Here is a 21935-nt window from a genome sequence, read left to right as displayed (position 1 = left end):
AAAACCAAACGGACCGGCGCGAAGCCGATCCGTTTTTCCCTGCGCGCACCGCCGTCTCGCGCATTCCGACCGGGCGGCGCACCCGCGCATCGTCCGGCGGCGGGTGCATCATCCTCGCGCCGCGCTCCTCGCTTGCGACACCTTCACGTCGTCATCGTCGTCGCGGCGATGGGGCGTCACGCGTTCGCCGATGCGCGCCGGGTACGCCCGGCCGCTCATCAACCCCTTCCACAGCACCTTGTTGTATGCCACGGCATCGATCTTGTCCTCGACCGAGAAGTCCATGCCGCGCGTCGCGAGCGCCCAGTAGCGCATTCCGTGCGTCGGCTTCAGCGCGGCCGTCTTGATATCGCCGGCCGGAATCGGCAACTGCGTGTTCGCGAGCAGGCCCGACGCGACCGCCTTGAAGTTCCATTTCGACTGGTTCAGATCGAACACGTCGGTCATCGGGCCCTGCGTCGCATCGAAGAGCCCGAGGTGATCGAGGCCGAGCACTTCGGTGATCGTGCGGATCATGTTGACCGTCGTGTAGTGCGTACTGACGACCGCATTCTGCTTCACGTACGGCCCGATCACGAACGCCGTGCTGCGATGCGCGTCGACGTGATCCGGGCCGTCCTGCGCGTCGTCCTCGACGACGAAGATCAGCGTGTCGGCCGCATACGGGCTGTTCGCGACCGCCTGCGCGACGCGGCCGACCGCATAGTCGTTGTCGGCCATCTGTATCTCCGGCGTATTCACGCCGTCGAGCGCCGTCGCATAGGAGCCCGTATGATCGTGCGGCAGGCGCAGCAGCGTCAGCGACGGCATCTGGCCGTTCTCGACGAAGCCGTTGAACTCGCGCTCCCACTCGAGTTCGCGATAGAGATCCGGATACGCGTTGTCGTAGCCGCGAAAGTACGGATCGGTGCGATCGACGAGCGCCGGGCTCGTCGCATACGTCTGCACCGCGTGATCGACGAACGGCGTGCGGTCCGGCGGGATCGCGCTCGGGCCGCTGTAGCGCGCGAGATCCGCGAAGAAGCCGTAGTTGCGCACCGTGAGGCCCGCGCGCAGCGCGGCGTTCCAGATGTAGCCCTGCTGGAGCGCGTCGGACGGGCCATCGGGCGCCGACACGTCGGCATTGCCCGGCAGCAGATCCGGATCGGCCGGCAGCGACGGATTCGCGGCCGCGCGCTGCGCACCCGCCAGGCCGACGTTGACGTTGCGGTTCGCGCCCTCCCAATCGTACGAGCCGCCGCGCGCGCCCGAGCGCGCCGGGCTGTTCGCATAGTTGACGGGCAGCATCTTCGCGCCCGCGTCCGATTCGCGCGCACCGGTGCTCCACGGCCAGCCGTCGCCGCTCACGTCGCCCGAGTCGTAGAAGTTGTCGAGCGTGACGAACGTTCTCGCGAGCGCGTGCATGCTCGGCGTCGTCGCGTCGGGGAATTCCGCGAGCGACGGATCGCTGTTGCCGCGGCCGACGTCGCCGAGAATCTGGTCGTACGTGCGGTTCTCCTTCACGATGTAGATCACGTGCTTGATCTTCTTGCGCAGCGCGGTCATCGTCGCGATATCGTTCGCCGTGAGCGCAGCGTTGAAGCTGTTGTTGTTCGCGACCTGCGTCGTCAGTTGATCGAGCGTCTTGCTGCCCGGCGCCGGCATCCACATGAGGCCGCCCTTGCTCAGTTGTTCGATGTACTGATTCTCGACGAGCTTGACCGGCGTGTTCTTCACAGGGCACGGCACGGTGCGGCCGCTGTCCTTGCAGTTGCCCGGATTCGGACCGGGCATGTTCTTCGTGTAGACGACGTACAGCGCGTTCGCCGCGCCGAGCGCGACGTCGGACGGATACCAGCCGGTCGGAATCAAGCCCGTGACGACAGGCGACGAGCCCGCGAGCGAAATCACCGCGACGTCGTTCGTGCCGCGGTTCGTCACGTACAGCGTGCGCTCGTCGGCCGACAGCGCGAGTCCGTTCGGCGACGCGCCGCGATACTGCATCTCCGTGACGAGGCCGGCAGGCGCGACCGTCGACACCGTCGACACGACCTTGTTCGCGGCCGTGTCGATCACCGAAACGACGTCCGCGTTGTCCGACGCGACGTAGAGACGCGTCTGCGCGGCGTTCAGGATCATCTTGTTCGGATTGCCGTTCACCGGAATGCGCCCGACGACCTGCGGCGCGTTCGTCGAGATGTCGACGACGACGATCTCGCGATCGCGTTCGCTCGATACGTAGGCGGTCTTGTTGCCGACGACGCGCACCGCGTTCGGATATTCGCCGCCCGGCACGCCGGACGCGCCGCCGCTCTTGCCCGGCCGCAGATCGCGCTCGGCGAGCACCGCGCCCGCCGCGAGATCGACGAGCGTGACCGAATCGTTGTAGCGATTCGCGACGACCGCGCGCTTGCCGTCCGCCGTCACGTCGACGCCCGTCGCGAGCGGCGTGCTGCCGATTCCATTGCCCGTCTTGTGATTCAACGCGATCGGCGCGCCCGCCTCGCCCCAAGCGCCTTGCGAGAACGCGAAGCCGTGCAGATTGTCGTCGCCGCCGCCCGTCACGTAGAAATGCCGGCCGTCCTGCGCGAACGCGATGCCGACGTAGGTGTCGGGCACCTGCAGCACCTGCTTCTTGACCGGCGCGCCGCCGGCAACGTCGAACACGAACACATACTCGTTCGAGTCCGCCTTCACCATCTTGCCGTTCGCGTCCAGCACGTTGTTGTAGCCGCTCGTCAGCACGAGCAGCGTCTTGCGGTCGGGGCTGAGCGCCTCGGAAACGGGCTGGCCGGCAACGTAGTTCGGCAGATCCGCGAGCCCCGGATTCAGCGCGACGAACGCCGTGCCCGGCGCCGCCGCGGGTGAAATCAGTTGGCCCGTCGCGAGCAGCGCCGTGCTGGTGTCGCCGAGCGCGGGCGTGTCGACGGAATCGCTGTTGCACGCGGCAAGCGCGAGCGTCGTCATCCCAACGAGCAGGAAACGTCTATGCACGATCGAACCTCTTCGAGAAGGCGCGGCGCCATACCGCGGCAGCGGCAGCGTCGTAACGATTGGTAATGAAGAGGAAAACTAACGGTGCGCGGTGACCCGACGATGACAGCGCCGAAAACAGGCGATGCGCGAAGCGATGGAGAAATCGCGCCGGAGAAGACGCGGCGGCCGCGAGGCGGGGCCGGAGCGAGTCGAACGACATCGCGGCATGGGTTCGCAGACGGCCATGGCCGCGCGGCCATTGCGTCGCGCAAGCGCAGTCGCGCCGCCTTCATCGTTCGCGACGGCCGCCCATTTCAAAGCCGAACGTGACGATACGCAATCCGCATCATTCCGCGCGCATGACGCTTCACGCAGTTCGCATCGGAAACGACGGGAATCGACGCCGCGCTCATCGAGCTTCAGCCGTCGCATCATCGCGCTGGCCGCTGCGGGCAGGCGCGCCGGAATGCAACGCCGCCGCTCGCGCGCGTCGCGGACAGACGCCCCGTCAAGCCGCCTGCGTCGGCGACGCGGCCGTCGCCTGCGTGCGCGCCACTTTGCGGGCGAGCAGCACGATGACGAGCAGCGTGCCGACGTACGCGGCAATCTGAATGCCGGCCGGCCGCGCCGTATAGCCGACGAGCGTATGCAGCATCTTGCCGGCGACGCTCGATTCCTTCAGCAGCCACGACGTATCCCACACGGTGTCGCCCCACGACGGCAGCCACCCGGCCGACACGAGAAACCCGACACCCTGGCTCGCCATGCCCGCCGCGAGCAGGACGATCAGCGCATTGGTCACGGAAAAGAGGCGCTTCAGCGGAATTTGCAGCAGCCCGGCGTACATGCCTACGCCGAGCCCGACGCCGCCGAGCACGCCGAGCGCGCCGCCGGCGATCATCTGCGGCGTTTGTCCGGGATCGCTCGCCGCGATGCCGTACAGAAACAGTACGGCTTCCGAACCTTCACGCAGCACGGCGACGCCGACGACGACCGCGAGCCCCGTCAACGGCCGGCTGCCGGCGGCGACCGCCTTACCGATCGTCGACAACTGCTGCGCCATCTCGCGGCCATGCTTGCCCATCCAGATGCTGTGCCACGCGAGCATGATCGTCGCGACGAACATCACGCCCGCGTTGAACACCTCCTGCCCCATGCCCGACGCCCATGCCGAGATGACGTCGGCGAACGCCGCAATCAGCGCGGCGCCGATCACGCCGCCGAGCAGGCCGCCGCTCACCCACCATCCTCGCCCGGGCACGCCCTTGGTCGCCGCGAGGACGATGGACACGACGAGCGCTGCTTCGAGCACTTCGCGAAAGACGATGACGGCGGTGGAGAGCATGTTGCGCGGTGCTTACTTGACGGTCAGTTTGGTTTTCGATTCGGCTTCGTGGTACTCGTCGTGAAACTCGTACGTGCCGGCCTTGAGCGGCCCGATGAAGACGTCGACCTGCTTGCCCGCGGGAACCACCTTCTCCGCCTTGAAATCGTCGCTTTCGAATTCGGCGGGCGTCGTGTCGAGGTTCTTGACCGTCACCTTCACCTTCTTGCCCGCCGGAATCGTGAAATTCGCCGGCGAGAATTTGTGATCCTTGAGCGTGAGGACGTACGTGTCGTCGGCTGCGAATGCGTGCGTCGCCGAAGCCGCGAACGCGGCCAGCGCAAGCGCGGAAATCGTCTGAAGAGTGTTCATGGAAGCGAGCGGTTGTGAGATGCGGACGATAATAGGAGCGATTCTCGTTCAGACAATTCGATATCCTTATTCTTGTTGTGGTCATCTCGTGCGGCGCGGTTTGCGAATGCATCGCGGGATGACGATGCGCCGGGCTTTCGAAGCCCCATGCGGTGCCGTCAATTAGGCAAAGCACCTGTCGTTTTCCGCATCGTCTGAAGAAAGTTTTCGGCGGCGGTCGGCCACGGTCGCGTGCATGCCGATCGCACCCGGTCGCTCCGCATTGAAATTGAAAGGCATCCGTAGGATTGATCGTCGACGTTCGGTCCCGGCGCACGTCGACGACCATTTGCTCGCGCCGTCGCTTCGCAAACGGAACGATTCACCGCTTTGCTTCGTCCGGATGAAATCGAATTGCCGCGGGCTGCGCCGCGGCCTGCCTCCATTCCACCGGACGTCATGCCGGCTACCTCATGCTCGATGCCAGCCGCGAACGGCAACGCCGCCCGAATGCCTCCGCCTTCATCAAAACCCGCGCGCTATTCGGCGCGCGGCTCATAGATGACGACGGGGCATTGCATGCAGGCGGCGCTCGCGTGCTGCGCATACCACCTGCACGTGCTTCGGATGCCGCACTTCGGCAGCCCTTCTACCGGCGTCGACAGCACGGCCGGTTCCTTCACGATCGCATCGACGAGCCCGCAACGGTGTTCGGCCCACTGCGCACACTTTCCGCCCAGACACGGGCCGAGAAAGCGAACGCGGTTCTCGACCGGAACGCCGTTCGCGCGGAGGCCGTCGAGCAATTCGCTGCTGATCGGAATCTTCGGGCTGATGTAGGCGACGGTACCGCCCTCCATCACCGCGCCCAGCACCGCTGAAGCCGACTCGGCCGGCGCGCTCGGGCAGGTGCCGAGCGACGTCTCGCCCGCCTCCGTCCGAACCGCGCCGGCGGAGATTCCCCCGGCCGGCGTCATGTCACTCTCCGCTTTCTTGTTCCGAGACTCTCAGCAAGCGCTCCGCCGCTTCGGCCACGATGACCTTTCCGCCGTTCGGCAATATGACATTCCACGCAGGCCCCCTGATCTGCGTGGAATTCTCGCCGACGAGCGCGGTGAGCAGCGCGATGTTCATATGCGCGGACGCATGCGCGATTTGTTTCTCGTCCAAAGCCGCGCCGGAAACCGTGATTTTGAATTCGGTTGGTTTCATGCTTGTCTCCACAGGCTATTTCAGTTGTTGATGACCTGCACCGGGACTCTTGTTTTTTGCGCCGCGTAACGGATTAAAGCTAGTTCATCGAAACTTCCAAGTCAAAATTTTGTCCTTTACATGATAATTAGATAATCGAATTAAGTGATTGGATAATGCATCGCCCAATGCGGCGATGCGGTTCGATAAAAACTTCATGCTTGATTTCGCGTTTCGGCCGAACCGGAGAATTCGATTCGATCACGAGAGACGCGAATCGGAACCCGTTCGATGCATGCCAGGCCATCCGACGGATAAAGGCCCGGCCGGACGCAAAAGCACGCCGCAGTGCGACGCGATGTCGCGGCATCAGCGAACTGCCGCGACGCCGGGAAAACCGATAGCTGTGCGATGGCCCGTTACAATGGCCGGGAATCGCGATCGACCATTTGTATCGGTTCGATCGCAGCCGCAAGCAAGGACCGCGGCTAAAAGCGGAACATCGCCGATATCCCCTCCACTCCGACGGAAAGCCCCATGACCCGACCTTTCGAAAACAAGCCGATTTCTCACGCAAGACGCGCCTTCGCCACCGGATTGGCGCTGCTGCCCGTCATCGCGTTTTCGCAAAAAGCGGCCGCGAAGCCCGTCGTGCAGGTGTGGAAGACGCCCACGTGCGGATGCTGCGAAGACTGGCTGTCGCATCTGAAGAACAACGGCTTCGACGTGGCGGTGCACAATGTCGAGGACACGGCCGACGCGCGGCAAAAAGCCGGCATGCCCGAGCGCTTCGCGTCGTGCCATACGGGCGTCATTCAGGGATATGCGCTCGAGGGGCATGTTCCCGCACGCGAGATCAAGCGTCTTCTGCGGGAACGGCCGAACGCGATCGGGCTCGCCGTGCCGGCGATGCCGATCGGCTCGCCCGGCATGGACGGACCGGCGTACAACGGCCGTCACATGCCGTACGACGTGCTTATCATCAAGCGCGGCGGCCAGTCGAGCGTGTATCAGTCGTATAGCTGACGCGCCAGCCTTCCTGTAGGGGGCCGCGATTGCGGCGTGCATCCGGCGAGATCGCGTGCGCTCGAGGATGCGCACCGCACCGCCCCTCCCTACTCGACCGTCACCGATTTCGCCAGGTTCCTCGGCTTGTCGATATCCGCCCCCCTGATGCAAGCCGCGTGATACGCGAGCAGTTGCAACGGCACGACGTGCAGGATCGGCGACAACAGCCCGTAATAGTCCGGCATCCTCATCACCGAAATTCCGTCGCGGTTGTCGATCCGCGTGTCCGCGTCGGCGAAGACGTAGAGCTGCCCGCCGCGCGCGCGCACCTCCTGCATGTTCGACTTGAGCTTCTCGAGCAGCGCGTCGTTCGGCGCGATCGTCGCGACCGGCATCGTGTTCGTCACGAGCGCGAGCGGCCCATGCTTGAGCTCGCCCGCCGGATACGCTTCCGCGTGAATGTACGAAATCTCCTTCAGCTTCAGCGCGCCTTCAAGCGCGATCGGATAGTGCAGCCCGCGCCCGAGAAAAAGCGCGTTCTCGTGCCGGGCGAACTCGTCCGCCCAGCGCGCCACCTCCAACTCGAGCGCGAGCACGTCCTCCAGCGCGCCGGGCAGGCGGCGCAGTTGCTGCGTGTAGCGCGCGAGCTGCGCGTCGTCGACGCGGCCGCGCATTCGCCCGAGCGTGACCGCCAGGATGAAGAGCGCGACGAGCTGCGTCGTGAACGCCTTCGTCGACGCGACGCCGATCTCCGGGCCCGCCCGCGTCAGGAAGCGCAGCCCGGTCTGCCGCATCATCGCGCTCGTCGGGACGTTGCAGATCGCGAGCGTGTCGATGTGGCCGAGCGCCTGCGCGTACTTCAGCGCGGCGAGCGTGTCGGCCGTCTCGCCCGACTGCGACACGACGACGATCAGCGTATTCGGCATCGCGACCGCGTCGCTGTACCGGTACTCGCTCGCGATCTCGACCTGCGCGGGTAGCCGCGCGATCGTCTCGAGCCAGCGGCGCGCGGTCAGTCCCGCGTAGTGGCTCGTGCCGCACGCGAGAATCAGCACGTTGTCGATCTGCTCGAACGCGCGCCGCGCGTCATGGCCGAACACCGCCGGATCGAAGAGCCCCGCGTCGGGAATCGTCGCGGCCACCGCGTGCGGCTGCTCGAAAATCTCCTTCTGCATGAAGTGCCGATAATCGCCGAGCTCGACCGCGCCCTGCGTCGACGGCACGGTCTGCACCGTGCGCTCGACCGGCGCGCCGCTGCGATCGACGATCCGCACGCCGCCCGGCGTCAGCTCGACGATGTCGCCTTCGTCGAGAAAGATGAACTGATCGGTGATGCCGGCGAGCGCGAGCGCGTCCGACGCGAGAAAGCACTCGCCGTCCTTCAATCCGACGACGAGCGGCGAGCCCACGCGCGCGCCGATCAGCCGGTTCGGCTCGGTCTTGCTGAACACGGCGATCGCGTACGCGCCACGCAATTGCGACGTCGCGTCGCGAACCGCGGACAGCAGGTCGCCGCGATACTTGCTGTGGATCAGATGCGCGACGACTTCGGTATCGGTCTGTCCGTCGAACTCGTAAAGCTGTTCGGACAGCTGCGTGCGCAGCGCTTCGTGATTCTCGATGATGCCGTTGTGCACGAGCGCGATGTGATCGCGCGAGAAGATCGGATGCGCGTTGCAGGTCGCGGGCGCACCGTGCGTCGCCCAGCGCGTGTGCGCGATGCCCGTGCTGCCGGTGAGGCCGGCCGTGCGCACGTGCGCTTCGAGATCGGCGACGCGCGACACGCTGCGTTCGCGTCGCGCCTCGCCGTCGACCAGGGTCGCGACGCCGCACGAGTCGTAGCCGCGATATTCGAGACGCCGTAAGCCTTCGATCAGAATCGGAACGATGTTCCGTTGCGCAACCGCGCCGACGATGCCACACATGACTCGTTACCTCGAGTGACTAGCGATGCCCGCGCGTCTTCTTCAACGCAGCACGGCGGCGGCCGACGCCGTCGTGAACCCGCAGCGCGCGGGCGCGACCGGATCGGCCATCTTGCTTTCGAATGCGAGATAGAGCGTCTCCTCGAGCACGTTCCAGTGCGGGCCGTGCCGGTAAGGACCGGAGCGCGCGTGCCAGCACGCGACGGTGTTCCAGTCGTTCATCTTGTACGCGACGAGCGCGATCAAGCCCCACGGAAAATCGGTGCCGGCGAGTTGCAGCCACGTCTTGCCGTAGCGGCGCATCCATTGCGCGTAGATCGTCGCGTTCGATTGATCGGGCACGCGGATGCCCGACAGGATCGGGAACACCTGCGCGACCTTCTCCGGGTAGAAGCTCGTGTCGCCGATTTGCTGCGTGCTCGCCCGGAAGCCCGACTGCGTGCCGCGCCAGAACACCTGCAGGATCGCCGCCGACAGCCGGTCGGCGCGCTGGCTCCACGGGCCCGCGTGCGTGTAGTCGGAGCGGCGGATGTAATACGCGGCGAGCGCCTGCAGCGCGCTGTGCACCTCGACGTTGTCCATCAGCAGCGCGACGTGCAGCGTCGGCGAAATCTGGTAGACGCCCGTGCGTTTGTCGAGCAACGTATCGAGATGCGCGCTCGCCCGCGCGAGGCTGCGCTCCCAGTTCGCCGGCATCCCGTTCTGCGGCGCGAAGCGCGCGAGCAGTTCCATCCACGTCGCCATCATCGAATCGTCCGCATCCGCATCCGCGCATGCGGTGTATTGGCCGTCCTTCACGCAGAAGCGGTCGAAGCCGCCGTCCGCGCGTTGGCGCGGCAGCAGCCATGCAATCCATGCGCGCGCGGCCCGGTGCGCGTCGAGCTGCGCGTCGGCGGCGGCGAGAAGCGCCTTCGCCGCGAAGTACGGATCGATGCCGGCCCCGTTCAGGCGCACGGTGATCGCGCCGTCGGGCCGCTGGTAATAGCCGCTCAGTTGCAGCTCGGCGGCGTGCGCGCACAACGCGACGCCGCACATGGCAAGCAGTACGACGCGCGATGCGCGGCGTAGCAGAAGGCGAGCCGCCCCGCATGCGCGAGCGGCCGCGACGAGCGCGGGCCGGTTCATGATGTCGTGCGCTTGCGCGCGGTTGGGCTTCGAGGTCGCCGCCGCCGTGCGCGGCCGAAGCCGCGCGCGGCGACGCGTTTGCCGCGTCACTACATCTTCGCGCTCGTGAACGTGAGGCTCGTGCCGGCGCCGGCAATCACGAGCCAGTTCGTCGGATCGGAATAATCGACGCTCGCCGAGCCCTGCGTCACGACGGGCATCCCGTACTTCGCCTTCGGCAACAGCCACGTCATGTTCGCGAGGCTCGTCGGGTGGCTCGCGTGGAATGCCCAGCTCGCCCCCATGTCCGTCGCCGACCACGCCACGTTCAGCCTAGAGCGGTCGAAGTTCGTGATGTCGCTCATCGTGTACCACCTGAACTGGCCGAGCAGCTTCAACGCGTTCGCCTGCGTGAAGATCGACGTCAGCACGGTCGGGTAGAACGACGCGCCGTACGGGTGCGCATAGATCAGACGGCTCGTGCGGTTCGCGACCACGAAGTTGATGAGGTTCGTGTACCAGTTCGTGATGTCGGTCGTCGACACGCCGTACTGCTGGAATTCCTCGAACGTCGCGTACTTGCCGAACGGCATCACCGGGTACGCCCACAGCCCCGGGTTCAACAATGCACCGTTGCGATACGCGCGGGTCGGCTCGGAACCGGTGTGGCCCGTGAAGTAATAGCCGTTGAAGCCGTTCGCTTCGAGCCAGTTCACGGACCAGGTCGGCGTGTTGCCTTCAGGCGCCGCGTATTCGACATCGGGCATCCCCGTCGCGGTCATCACGGCCTGATGGTTCATCACCAGATACTGCTGGAACGTGCTCTGGTCCGTCTCGCTCGCATACGCGCCCCAGTAGTCGTGAATCCAGCCGCCGTGGCTGCCCACGTGATGTCCTCTCGACAGGAAGTACCTGACGAGATTCAGCGCGGTCGAATTGTAGTCGAGGTTGATGCCGTCGCCGTCACCGAACGTCGCTTCGTCGGGGCCGGCTGTGAACACGATCGAGAACGGGCCGTTCGTCCACACGCCGAGGTTCTTCAGAGTCTGCGCCGGCTGAATCTGGTCTTCCGCGCAGAAGTGCCAGTTGAACACGAGCCCGGCCCGCGCCCTCGGCAGATTCGACAGCGACGGCAGGCTCAACAGGCCCGTGCCGAAGTAATGCAGGAAGCCGTGGATCAGCATCCCGTCCGTCTGGCCGTCGAGGTACGCGAGCGGCAGGTTCACGAACAGCACGCCGCCGTTGCCGTACGTGTTGTAGCCCGATACGAGGCCGAAGCTCGGCGAGGTCAGGATCGTCGTGCCGGTGTACGTGCCTTGCGTGACGAAGCTCGGATACGTGAGGAAGCCGTACACGTAGCCCGAGATGCCTTCGAGCGTGTCGGTCAGCGTCCCCGCCGTCGTGAGCAGCGTGCTCGCGGTTCCGGTCAGCGTCGTGGACGTGCTCGTCGTCAGAGAGCTCGCGCTGTACGTGCCCGACTTCACCGGCTTGCCGGTGACGAACCCCGTCAGCTTCGGCGCGGTCGACGTGAACGTGCCCTTGCCGTCCTTCGGCAGCGTATAGCCGAACCATGCGCTGTGGTTGTAGCCCTGCAGACCGCCCGGGTTCGACGGGCTCGCGCTCAGGTACATCAGCGTGCCCGACGTGGCCGTGCCGGTCGTGGCCGCGCTTGTCGTGCCGGTGGCGGCCGACAGCAGCGCGCTCGTCGTCGTGGACGACGACGTCGTCGTCCACGCCATCGACTTGCCGGGCGGCACCTGAATCGTGCGCAGCCAGCTGCTCATGCCGGTCACGTTGCCGAGGCCGATCGTGTTGCCGAGCAGTTGGCTGTAGAGCACGTAATCGACGCCCACCATCGAGCTGAAGCGCGACTTCGGAACCGGATAGAAGCCCGCAGAATTCAGCACGCCGAAATCATAGACGAGCATCACCTTGCCGCCGTTCAGCGCATAGTTCTGGATTGCGGTGACGAGCGTGTCGTCGGCAACCGTATGCACCTGGTCGGGTAGGATGAGCCCCGGATATTGCGACAGCGTCGCGCCCGCCTGCATGAACTGACTATCCGTGATCAGCTTGATCTGAAGCCCTTCTTCTTGCGCGCTGTCGAGCCACGCGGACACTCTCGGATCGGGCAGCGTGAGCGTGTCCGGAACCAGCAGCAGCAATTGATTGGTGACCGCGCGCGCAACGCCCGGCCCGAACGCAAGCGCGAGCGCGAACAACGCGAACACGACCCGCAGGAATTTGCCTGACTTCGCCAACATGGTTCGCTCCTCTCTTCAGGGAAGGGCGGCTCGCGACCGGCTGCGGCGCGTCAGACGCGCCGCCCGGCACACCGGCCCCGGCCTCGTGGATGTGATGGCCGTTTGTCACGCCGGCGCATTGCCCGGCGTCTTCCGACGACTGCGCCGCGCCCATTCGGCGCGGCACGGCAATCGGACCTACCCCCCGGTGAAAGCGAGCTCCGTGCCATTTGCTTCGGATGCCCGATCGATCAGGCTCTGCGGCCGATCGTGCGGCGCCCTCCCGACGAAATCTCGCGAAATCGTCTCAGCGCTGATACGGAAGCGGTTTCTCTCGTCGGCCGCTCACGGCGGCTCTCGCGTCAACGCGCCGTGCCAGCTCGCGCAATAGCTGTAGAGCGTGATGAGCAATCCGATCAGCAACGGCGCGCCGAGCACGAAATAGCAGAACGGCACGAACAGCAGCGAGCCGCGATAGATGACGACCGCGTGCAGCAGCAGCACGAACGGCAGCGCCGCCATGAAATAACCGAGTACGAGGAGCGACGCGAACGCCTTCTGCGCGAGGGAGAAATCGAGCGGGTAGTAGAGCGCCGCCATCACGAGCGGAATCAGCGCGATCGCCGCGACGTTCATCACGAACACGTCTCGCAGATGAAGCGATGCGTCGTACGGGAACGTATCCGCCACCGCGCCTGCGGGCGAGGCGGCGGCAGCGGGCGGCCCGTACATCGTCCAGAAATACAGGCAGATCATCAGCTGCGCGAACGTCGCGATCCTCAGCAGGTACGCAACCGGCAGCCATCTCGCCCGACGAACGAACGTGGCCGCGAATCCCGCCGCGCAGGCCGCCGCGGTCGCGAACAGCAGCGCGCCGCTCGGCATCCGAGCGGCGAGATTGATCGACAGCAGCGGCACGCGCAGCGCGTGCGCCGGATAGCCGAGCACGACCGCGTCCAGCGACGGATCGATCTGTCGCGCACCCCAGCCGACCACCGCGCACCAGTACCGCCACGCGTACGGCAGCGCGAACCATAGCAGCGCGTACAGCGCGGGCGTGAGTAGCGCGGCCGATGCGAGCCAGCGCCGCGGATGCGCGTGCGTGCGCAGCGAACGATCATCGGGCGACGGGATGGGATCGGTATCCATGCGCCCGCCCGTCACCACCGATAGAACATCCCGACCTCCCCGCCGATCCGCGAGTAGTACGGGTTGTGGTAGTAGTCGAACTCGACTTGCGTGCCCCACTTGCGCGTGAACCAGTAGCGCCACTTCAGCGACACCTCGTGGCTGCGGAAATCGGTGATCTGCGCGTTGTTGCTGATCGCCTGATACGCCTCGCGGCCGAAGCTGCCGCGCAGCACGATCACGCTCTTGCCGACCTCGCCGTACGTGACCGCGCCGTAATACGCAGGCGCCTTCACGGAACCCGGGGAGTCGACCGTGTAGTTCCAGCCCGCCTCGAAGATCCACTTCGGCACCGCATACCAGATCGCGCCGAGGTGATAAAGCTGATCGCGGTGACCGTTGCGGTTCCACGCGTAGCCCGCGCCCGCCGACAACACGAGTGACCGGTTCGACAGCAGCTTGCGGTTGAGCGACAGGTCGACGCGCGCGCTCGGCAGAATCGTGCCGGACGTCGTGCCGGACAATCCGACGGCGCCGAACCAGTCCGGCCCCATGTCCTGTACGTACGTGATCGCGCCGAGCTGCGTGCCCTCGTGGAAGCGGTGCAGTTGCGCGAGCTCGCCGATGAACGTGCGGCCGCCCGCCTGATAGAGACCGCGCAGATGCACGCCGTACCAGTCGCCATAGCCGTTCGTCACGTGCGCCATCGAATACGCGAGCGACAGCTCCGTGTGCCGCTCCGCCGGCGCCTGGACGTGCGTGACGATCGCTTCCGGCAATGTCGGTTGGTTCTCCTGATCGGGCGTGACCTCGGCGAGCGGATAGCCGTCGGGCATGCCTTCCGAATCGACCTTCACGAGCGCCATGTCGTCGAACTCTCGCGGCACGATGACGAGCGGCGCAGCCGGCGGCGCCGAAAGGGGGGCGGACGCGGACGTCGCCGTGGACGCAGATGCAGATGCGGACGCGGACGCCGATGCGATCGCGTTCGGCGCGGACGACAAGCGCGACGCGGACGGCTCGGGCGACGCCGCGGTCGGCACGGCAACGGCAACGGCAACAGCAGCGGCAGCCGGCACGGCGACAGGCGCGGACGACGCGACGGAAACCGCAATAGGCGCGTCGGCGGCGGCCGCGACCGACACGTCGCCGGAAGCCGGCGCCGCATGTGCGTTCGGCGCGCCGAGCGCGCACGCACACGCAAGCGCGAGGGCGGCGAGAGGAACGGGCGGGTCGCGCCGGCAACGAAGCGCATGCATGTCGATCTCCTTGTTACGACGCGTGATACCAGCCGCTGCGCCACGCGACGAGATCGCCGTGTACGCACGCATGGCCGACCACCGACACGTCGCGCGCGCACGCGCTGACCGGATGATCGGCCGCGCCGATGCGTGCGCCCGTCAGCCGCAACAGGCCGCCCGCGGACACGACGCCGTCGATGCAGCTCGCGTCGTCGAGCAGCACGTCGTCGCGAGCGAACACCGCGCCGTTCAACAGCGCATCGCATTCGAGCACGACGCTGTGCGCCTTCACGCTGCCGATCAGCACGCAGCCCTCGCCGAGCGTCAGCCGGCCCTCGACGATCAGCGTGCCGTGCAGGATCGTGTGCGACGGCATGCGCACGTCGCGATGCACCAGATAGCGGCCGTCCAGCACGCGGTGCGGAACGCCGGCCAGGCGGTTCGCGAGCGACAGCGCGCGATGCGGCGCCAGCGTGCCGTCGCGGCCGAGCGCGCGCGCGACGCGGCCGAACACGATCGGCGTGCCGTGCAGATTCGCGAAGCCGCCGCAGCCGTGCATGCGCACCGTCTGCCCGATCACCGCGCCGTGTACGAGCGTGTTGTCGATGTCGACGTTCGGCGCGTACGCGAACCCGCCGAGCGTCGCGCCCGCGCGCATCTCGATGCGCTCCTCGGCGAACGCGTATGCCGCGTGCGCGCCCGCGCCGAGCGAGATCATCCGGTCCGCATACAGCACGCCGTCGCGCCGGTCGCCGCGCGCGAGGCAGAGCGCGTCGACGTGCTCGACGCGCAGGCCGAGCGCCTGCCACGGTGCCGCGTCGCCCTGCGCGAGCGGCTCGCCGCGCGCGTTCGCGCGCAACGCGTCGAGCCACTGCTCGGCGCGACGCGGATAGTCGACGAACGGGCCGTCGCCGATCGGCAGCGCACTGACGTCGCTGCGCCTCACCAGCTCGTTCAAAAGCGGCAGAAACGGCAGGCTGAGCATTCCGGCCACCGGCATGATCACGTTGAAGGTCGTCATCGCTCATCGTCCCGATTTCAGCGGCCGGCGAAAGCGCTCGGTCTTGTCCCAACGCAGCTCGCGACGCAGCAGCACGTCGAGCGCGAGCCCCCATAGCGCGGCGATGACGGCCGCGATCGTCACGCAGAATCCGACGACGTTCACCGGCACGAGCCGCAGCCGCGTCGCGCGGCCGTCGAGGCGCGCGGCGACGACGATCTCGAAGAACACGCCGAAGTTGCCGAACGTGCCGAACGCGAACAGCGCGAACACCGAAACGAGCAGGCCGAGCGCGAGCGAATCGATGCCGTTCGTCAGATAGAGCGCGAGCGCGATGCCCCACGCGAGCGCGAGGAGCGCGGGCATCGTGAACACGCCGAGCAGCAGCGCGCCGTCGAGGCGGCAACGCCGCGACGTCACCGGGCTGCGCAGCAGCGGAATCAGGTAGCGGAACAGCGTCTGGTTGTGCCCCTTCGCCCAGCGGGTGAGCTGGCGCGCCCGCACGGGCCACCGCTCCGGCACTTCCTCGTAGCACTCCGCATGGTTCAGATAGACGGTGCGCCAGTCGCTCAGCAGCAGCCGGTACGTCATGTCGGTGTCTTCGGCGAGCGTGTCGTCGCGCCAGCCGCCGACCGCGTCGAGCGCGCTCTTGCGGATGCCGCCTACCGTGCCGCCGTATTGCGGCACGAGGCCGAGATTGTTGCGCGCCTGCTGGTTCACCTGATAGCCGCCCGCGCGCTCGAGATCGAGCAGCCGCGCGAGCAGGTTGCGATCCGCGTTCTGCGGCACGACGCGGCCCATCACCGCGCCCACTTCCGGATCGAAGAACGGCGCGACCAGTTCGCCGAGCAAGCCCGGGCGCGGCAGATAGTCGGCATCGAACACGACCATGATGTCGCCGCGGATCTCGCGCAGCGCGTCCTTCAGGGCCGCCGCCTTGCCGGGCTTGCCGCTCTCGCGGTGAAACGGCTTGATGAGATCGGGCGCGAGCGCCTGCACTTCGTCGATCAGCGCGCGCGTGTTGTCGGTCGAGCGGTCGTTGACGGGCACGATCGTCAGCCGGTCGCGCGGATAGGTCGTCGCGAGGAGCGCCATCAGGCAATCGACGACCACCGCTTCCTCGTTGTGCGCGGCCACGAACACCGTGATCTCCGGCCAGTCCGCACGCGTGATCGCGCGATACGGCGCGCTTTGCGGCTTGAACAGGCGATCGAGGCTGAATACGTAGTGGCGCGTCGCGTAGACGAAAGTCAGCAGCGCGAACGACCACAGATACGCCGCGCACAGGCCGATGACGATTCCCTTGCCGGAAGCGGCCAGCACACGGGCGACGGTCGTGCGGACGGCCGCGAAAAGCGGCGGCGCATCGAGCGGCGCGGATTCCGCGAGCGGGAATGCGATCGCTTCGGCGTGCGGCCGGCTCGGCTCGGCGAGCGCGCCGACCTGCTCGGCCACCTGCGTCGCGCGCACGAGCGGGATCGACGGGAGCAAAGCGGATGCCGGGCGCGACGCGGTGTCGCGCACGGCCAGCGAACATGCGAACACGATCAGCAGCAGCACGCATTCCACGCACAACGACATCGCCCGCCTGTTCTTCATGCTCATGTCCCCGTGCCCGTGTCGGCAGCGGCTTGCGCTCGCCCCCGCACGGACGTGCAAAAGGAAACCGGCGCTGCGCGCCGCGCGCGCGTCGCATGCGGCATGTCGCATGTCGCGCGTCGACGCCGCGCGGAACACGCGCCGCGCCGCCGGTTTCCGGCTTCGTCACATCGGCCGTTCCTTTGGTGTGTTGTCGTCGAATCGCGTCGGAACGGATCTGCGCTGGTTCAAAGCAAAGGGCGAGCCATCGCCCGGAAAAGTCCGCGCGACAAGGGTTTCGAGGCGAAGCGCGGGTTCGCGCGACGACGCGCGCGACGCGTTTTGATTCATCGGCGAATCAACGCCGGGGCCGCCGTCGCTCGCAAGACGGCGTGCGTCGCGCAACGCGCGATCGCATGCGCGCATACGCCGAGCGGCCGCGCCGCGCCCGCGCGCCATCGCAACGGGAACGCGCACGCAGTTCCGTCGTCGCGGCGCGCGCGGCATGCGAGCCCGCCGCAAACGATTGACTCCGGCGCGCGTACGCGGCATGTCTTCCGCGTCCGCGAAACCTGCGAAGCGGCCGCGTTTCAGAATCGAAACGTTTCGCGAAGGCGGCGCCGGCAGCCCGCCTTCGGCCGAGCGCGGCCGGGAAATCCCTGACGAACTCCGCCGCGCGGCATTCGTCGCGCGGTGTGCCCGAAAGCCGCGCGCGAGCGCGGAACCCAAGCGCCCAAAGGTTTTCGGCGAACGTCGTCATGGATGCGCGGCCGGCGTTGCGCGGCCGCATCCATGTGCCGCCGAGACGCCGCAAGCGGCCCCTGCATGCCGCGCCGGGCAAAGCGGTAATGCGCCGTAACAGCCGCGAGACGTTCCCGCGCGCCGGGCCCGCGGCCGGCGCCGTCCGCCTTGGCGGCGACGATGCTGGTTTAAATATTGCTCAAAGGACGAAACGGTGTGCCACATGCGGCGCACGCGGTCGTGCACCGCGACGCGGCGCCAATCCCGAGACCACGAGGAGCGATACATGACGTGACCGCCCAATCGCCACGGCCGAGCCAGCCGGTCGCGATGCGATTCGCACGACGAATCGTCGCGGACACGCTGCGCACGGACGTCGAAATACCGTCGCGCGACGCGCGGCGGACCGCGTCGCGCGTCCGATCGCGCGACGCCGTTCGCGCGCGCCGTTCGCTCGCACGTCGAGCTTCACGGCACGCGGCCGCCGCGCCGCGTGCCCGATCGACCGGAACAACCGTGAATCGGGGATGAAGATGAAGAAAATCCTGCTTGCGTTCGGCACTCGTCCCGAGGCCATCAAGATGGCGCCGCTCGTGCGTGCGCTGCAGGCGCGAGCCGACGTCGACGCACGCGTGTGCGTGACCGCGCAACATCGCCAGATGCTCGACCAGGTGCTCTCGCTGTTCGACATCGCGCCCGCGTACGATCTGAACGTGATGCGCCAAAGCCAGACGCTGACCGACGTGACGACAGGAATCCTTCAGACGATCGGCGCCGTGTTCGACGATTTCGATCCGGACGTCGTGCTCGTGCACGGCGACACGACGACGACGCTCGCGGTGAGCCTCGCCGCGTTCTACCGCTACTTGCCGATCGGCCACGTCGAAGCGGGGCTGCGCAGCGGCGACATCTGGTCGCCGTGGCCCGAGGAGCTGAACCGCCGCGTGACTGACGCGGTGTCGTCGTGGCACTTCGCGCCGACCGAGCGCGCGCAGCACAATCTGTTCAGCGAAGGCGTGCCGACGCAGGGCGTCGTGCTGACCGGCAACACGGTGATCGACGCATTGCAGGACGTGAAGCGCATGCTCGACGCCGACGCACCGCTTTCCCGCGAAATCGCCGCGCAGTTTCCGTTCCTCGGCCGAGACGAGCGCGTCGTGCTGATCACCGGCCATCGGCGCGAGAGCTTCGGCGAGCCGTTCGCGCATTTCTGCGACGCGCTGCGCACGCTCGCGCTGCATTATCCGCACGTGCGCTTCATCTATCCGCTGCATCTGAATCCGAACGTGCAGAAGCCGGCGCACTCGCTGCTCGACGGGCTGCCGAACATCCATCTGATCGCGCCGCAGGAATATCTGTCGTTCGTATTCCTGATGTCGCGCGCGCATTTCATCATCACCGATTCGGGCGGCATCCAGGAAGAAGGGCCCGCGCTCGGCAAGCCGGTGCTCGTCACGCGCGACACGACCGAACGGCCGGAGGCGATCCAGGCGGGCACCGCGCGGCTCGTCGGCACGAACACCGAGCGGATCGTGGGCGAGGCGTCGCGGCTACTCGACGACGACGATGCGTACGACGAAATGTCGCGCGCGTCGAATCCGTACGGCGACGGCCACGCGAGCGAGCGGATCGTCCATGCGCTGCTGAACATGCCGTACGCGACCGACACGGCGCACTTCCCGCTCGCCGCGATCGAAGCGCCATGCAACGCGCTCGCGCTCGGCTTGCGCGCGCTGAGGTCGGCGTGAACGTGATCGTCTGGCGGCACGCGGGCCGCGACGTCTGCGCGAGCGCCCGGGCGGGCAACGTGTGCGCGTGCGCGCGCGGCTGCCATCCGGTGATCGGGCGGCGGCGCGTCACGTCGCTGCCGGCGCGGATCGGCGGAGGCTGCATCGGGTGCGGCGCGTGCGGCTGCGAACACGGGCCGCGCGCGACGCAGTGTCCGACGGGGCGGCGCTGTCGCCAGCGGTGACGCTGCGCGTGTGACGTGTGACGCGCGGTGCGTGACGCGCGGTGCGTGGTGCGTGGTGCGTGGTGCGCCAATAGCGTACCGCGTGCGAGGCACGCGCGCGGCATGACGCGCGATGCTCCGCAGGCAATGCACGATGTGATGCGATTCACGCGCCGTTCGATGCAACCCGCCCATCCGCCGAACGCACGCCACTCCGCGATTCCGATGCTCGGAGCACGGCGTGACATCAACGCACGTACGCGATCGCACATGCCTATGCGATGTGCGATCACCCACCGCGCCGCGCGTCGAACGTCATGCTGAAAATTGAAGAATGCGAGAAACCGCGCGGACCGCCCCGTCGATGCGAAGGACGAGCGCCGAGCGCTGCATGAAGAAGAACGCGGATGAAAGCGCTCGCCCAAGAGGGCTTTGCTGCGCTGTTCATCCGCGTCCGATGTGCGTTGGTAGGCTCGATTGGATTCGAACCAACGACCCCCACCATGTCAAGGTGGTGCTCTAACCAACTGAGCTACGAGCCTGTGTGAGGCGCGAATTATAGAGAGCCTCGCACGCGCGCACAAGCCCTTTTTGGAAAATTCTCGGATCGACTGCGTCGATGGGCCGCCCGTCCGAGCCGATCGGTGCCGGATGCAACGGCGGAAGCGGCGGCGGCGACGGGCGCGATGAAGTGCAAGCTGCCGCCGCCCCGCGTGCGCCGCATCGCCGGACTTCCGCAGGGGTGAACGCTTGACGACCCGTGCAAATGCGGCGCGTTGGGCGACATATCCGAACGCGCCGATGTCTCGGCGATGAGCTTCGTCGCAGGCAATGGACGGATTCGCAGCGCCCGCCATTGCAGGCGGAAACGCAATCGCAAGCAAAGGATCGGCAAGCGCGGCGGTCGAAGAAAGAGGCCGCACGTTCACGATCGACAGCAAGCGGGACGTATTGCACGAATGCACACGAAGGCTTCGCAAGCCAATGCGTCTCAGCCAACCGAGGGCGACGGTCGGCGAAAGCCGGCGTCCCGTTCGCCGTTCGCCTTCCGCGTCGGCCAGGACGCGCCGCGGAACAAGACGCGACGACATCGAACGGCAACTTCTCAACCAGGCTGCAACAACGGTCGCCCGAGCGCGCATCGTCGCCGATGCACGCGGTTCGCGTCGGCCGGGCGAGGCCGGTCGAGGCCGGCGAGCGCGGCAACAGCAAGCACGGCGAGCACGGCGCTCGGGACACTCGCGAACGACCGCGACGTGCGCGTCGGCACACGGCCGGCCGCGCACGATCATGCGGCTCACCCTCGCGCCGCCGCGGCCAGCACCTGCGCGACGAGCGGATGATGCTGCCCGCGTTGCGAGCGGATCGCGTAGATCTCCTCGGTCACGCCGTCAGCGCGCCCGAGCCGCCTCAACCCGCGCAGCAGCGCGACGTCGCCCGCGCCCGGCTCGCTCAGCGGAAACACGCCCAGACCGCGCGCGGCGAACACGGCCATCAGCGCGCTGTCCTCGAATTCGCCGACGATCCGCGGCCGGATGCCGTGCGCGTCGAACCAGCGATCGAGCCGCATGCGCAGCACCGCGTGCCCGGTCGGCAACAGCACCGGCAGGTCGGCCAGGCACTGCGGAAAGCGGCCGCGCGCCGCCGATGCCATCCCGGTCGGCCCGTACCAGTCGACGGGCGACGCGACGATCCGCTCGCTCGCGAGCCGCAGGTTCGCGCGGCGCGGCGCGGGCTCGCCCGCGAGCACCAGATCGAGCCGGTGCAATGCGAGCTCGGCGAGCAGTTCCTCGTATTCGCCGTCATGGCAAAGCAGCCGCAGCGACGGCGCCGCGAGCGCGGGCTCGAGCGCCGCGTGCGCGGTGAGCTTCGAAATGCCGTCCGTCAGCCCGACCGCGAGCCGCGCGCCCTCCCCGCGCGCCGCTTCGCGCACCTCGTCCTCGATCAGTTGCCCGATCCGGAAGATCTCCTCGGCGCGCGCGAACGCGGCCTGCCCCGCGTCCGTCATCGCCACGCCCCGCCCCGACGGCTTCAACAGCTGATGCCCGATCGATCTTTCCAGCTCGCGCACCTGCGCGCTGATCGTCTGCACGGCCATGTCGAGCCGCCCGGCCGCGCGCGCGAAGCCGCCCTCCTTCACGACGACCCAGAAGTAGTACAGATGGCGAAAATTCAGCATCGCGCCCTCGCCCCCA

At 67.2% G+C, this 21935-nt stretch carries 16 protein-coding genes and 1 tRNA gene; 3 read left to right on the top strand and 14 right to left on the bottom strand.

The annotated features are described in order from the left end of the window. Positions 1-108: 108 nt before the first annotated feature. From WS91_RS27710 to WS91_RS27690, 5 genes are all read right to left on the bottom strand, one after another. Positions 109-2946: a bifunctional YncE family protein/alkaline phosphatase family protein gene (locus tag WS91_RS27710; protein ID WP_059671417.1), complete on the bottom strand. Its 2838-nt coding sequence runs from the start codon at positions 2944-2946 to the stop codon at positions 109-111. Between the two features lie 517 nt (positions 2947-3463). After that, positions 3464-4300 carry an FTR1 family iron permease gene (locus tag WS91_RS27705; RefSeq protein WP_038746181.1) on the bottom strand — a complete coding sequence of 279 codons (837 nt, stop codon included), beginning with the start codon at positions 4298-4300 and terminating at the stop codon, positions 3464-3466. A 12-nt stretch (positions 4301-4312) separates the two neighbouring features. Then, the gene (locus WS91_RS27700; protein ID WP_038746178.1) at positions 4313-4651 is read right to left on the bottom strand and encodes a cupredoxin domain-containing protein; all 339 of its coding nucleotides are present in this window, start codon (positions 4649-4651) and stop codon (positions 4313-4315) included. A 518-nt stretch (positions 4652-5169) separates the two neighbouring features. Next, the gene (locus WS91_RS27695) at positions 5170-5607 is read right to left on the bottom strand and encodes a hypothetical protein (RefSeq protein WP_059671416.1); all 438 of its coding nucleotides are present in this window, start codon (positions 5605-5607) and stop codon (positions 5170-5172) included. A 1-nt stretch (position 5608) separates the two neighbouring features. Next, entirely contained in the window at positions 5609-5842 is a 234-nt protein-coding gene (locus tag WS91_RS27690) for a hypothetical protein (protein ID WP_038746173.1), read from the bottom strand. 516 nt (positions 5843-6358) lie between these two features. Here WS91_RS27690 and WS91_RS27685 point away from each other — a divergent pair. Continuing rightward, positions 6359-6847 carry a DUF411 domain-containing protein gene (locus WS91_RS27685; RefSeq protein WP_059671415.1) on the top strand — a complete coding sequence of 163 codons (489 nt, stop codon included), beginning with the start codon at positions 6359-6361 and terminating at the stop codon, positions 6845-6847. Between the two features lie 89 nt (positions 6848-6936). Here WS91_RS27685 and glmS read toward each other — a convergent pair whose 3' ends face one another. From glmS to WS91_RS27650, 7 genes are all read right to left on the bottom strand, one after another. Continuing rightward, positions 6937-8754, bottom strand: coding sequence for a glutamine--fructose-6-phosphate transaminase (isomerizing) (glmS, locus tag WS91_RS27680; protein ID WP_059576587.1), 1818 nt, complete (start codon positions 8752-8754; stop codon positions 6937-6939). Between the two features lie 42 nt (positions 8755-8796). Beyond that, positions 8797-9879, bottom strand: coding sequence for a hypothetical protein (locus tag WS91_RS27675; protein ID WP_038746335.1), 1083 nt, complete (start codon positions 9877-9879; stop codon positions 8797-8799). A gap of 89 nt (positions 9880-9968) precedes the next feature. Next, positions 9969-12122, bottom strand: a complete 2154-nt coding sequence (locus tag WS91_RS27670) for a hypothetical protein (RefSeq protein WP_059671414.1) — start codon at positions 12120-12122, stop codon at positions 9969-9971. A gap of 324 nt (positions 12123-12446) precedes the next feature. Then, positions 12447-13250, bottom strand: a complete 804-nt coding sequence (locus tag WS91_RS27665; protein ID WP_059671413.1) for a hypothetical protein — start codon at positions 13248-13250, stop codon at positions 12447-12449. An 11-nt stretch (positions 13251-13261) separates the two neighbouring features. After that, positions 13262-14488: a YaiO family outer membrane beta-barrel protein gene (locus WS91_RS27660; RefSeq protein WP_059671412.1), complete on the bottom strand. Its 1227-nt coding sequence runs from the start codon at positions 14486-14488 to the stop codon at positions 13262-13264. 13 nt (positions 14489-14501) lie between these two features. After that, positions 14502-15491, bottom strand: a complete 990-nt coding sequence (locus WS91_RS27655; protein WP_059671411.1) for a polymer-forming cytoskeletal protein — start codon at positions 15489-15491, stop codon at positions 14502-14504. A 3-nt stretch (positions 15492-15494) separates the two neighbouring features. After that, complete coding sequence (locus WS91_RS27650; RefSeq protein WP_038746332.1) at positions 15495-17069, bottom strand: glycosyltransferase family 2 protein; 1575 nt, start codon at positions 17067-17069, stop codon at positions 15495-15497. A 109-nt stretch (positions 17070-17178) separates the two neighbouring features. Between WS91_RS27650 and WS91_RS27645 the strand changes: the two genes are divergently transcribed. Together WS91_RS27645 and wecB are read left to right on the top strand one after the other, a co-directional pair. Next, positions 17179-17394, top strand: a complete 216-nt coding sequence (locus WS91_RS27645) for a hypothetical protein (protein ID WP_059576603.1) — start codon at positions 17179-17181, stop codon at positions 17392-17394. 928 nt (positions 17395-18322) lie between these two features. After that, positions 18323-19537 (top strand): non-hydrolyzing UDP-N-acetylglucosamine 2-epimerase, encoded by a 1215-nt coding sequence (gene wecB, locus WS91_RS27635; RefSeq protein WP_038746329.1) that lies wholly within the window; start codon positions 18323-18325, stop codon positions 19535-19537. A 668-nt stretch (positions 19538-20205) separates the two neighbouring features. Here wecB and WS91_RS27625 read toward each other — a convergent pair. Together WS91_RS27625 and WS91_RS27620 are read right to left on the bottom strand one after the other, a co-directional pair. After that, a tRNA-Val gene (locus WS91_RS27625) sits at positions 20206-20282 on the bottom strand. 755 nt (positions 20283-21037) lie between these two features. Next, positions 21038-21919, bottom strand: a complete 882-nt coding sequence (locus WS91_RS27620; protein WP_059671410.1) for a LysR family transcriptional regulator — start codon at positions 21917-21919, stop codon at positions 21038-21040. Between the last annotated feature and the right edge of the window lie 16 nt (positions 21920-21935).

The sequence above is a fragment of the Burkholderia sp. MSMB1498 genome (assembly GCF_001526245.1).
Lineage (GTDB): Bacteria > Pseudomonadota > Gammaproteobacteria > Burkholderiales > Burkholderiaceae > Burkholderia > Burkholderia savannae.
The sequence above is the reverse complement of the archived record's forward strand: the minus strand, read 5'-3'. Positions and strand labels throughout refer to the sequence as shown.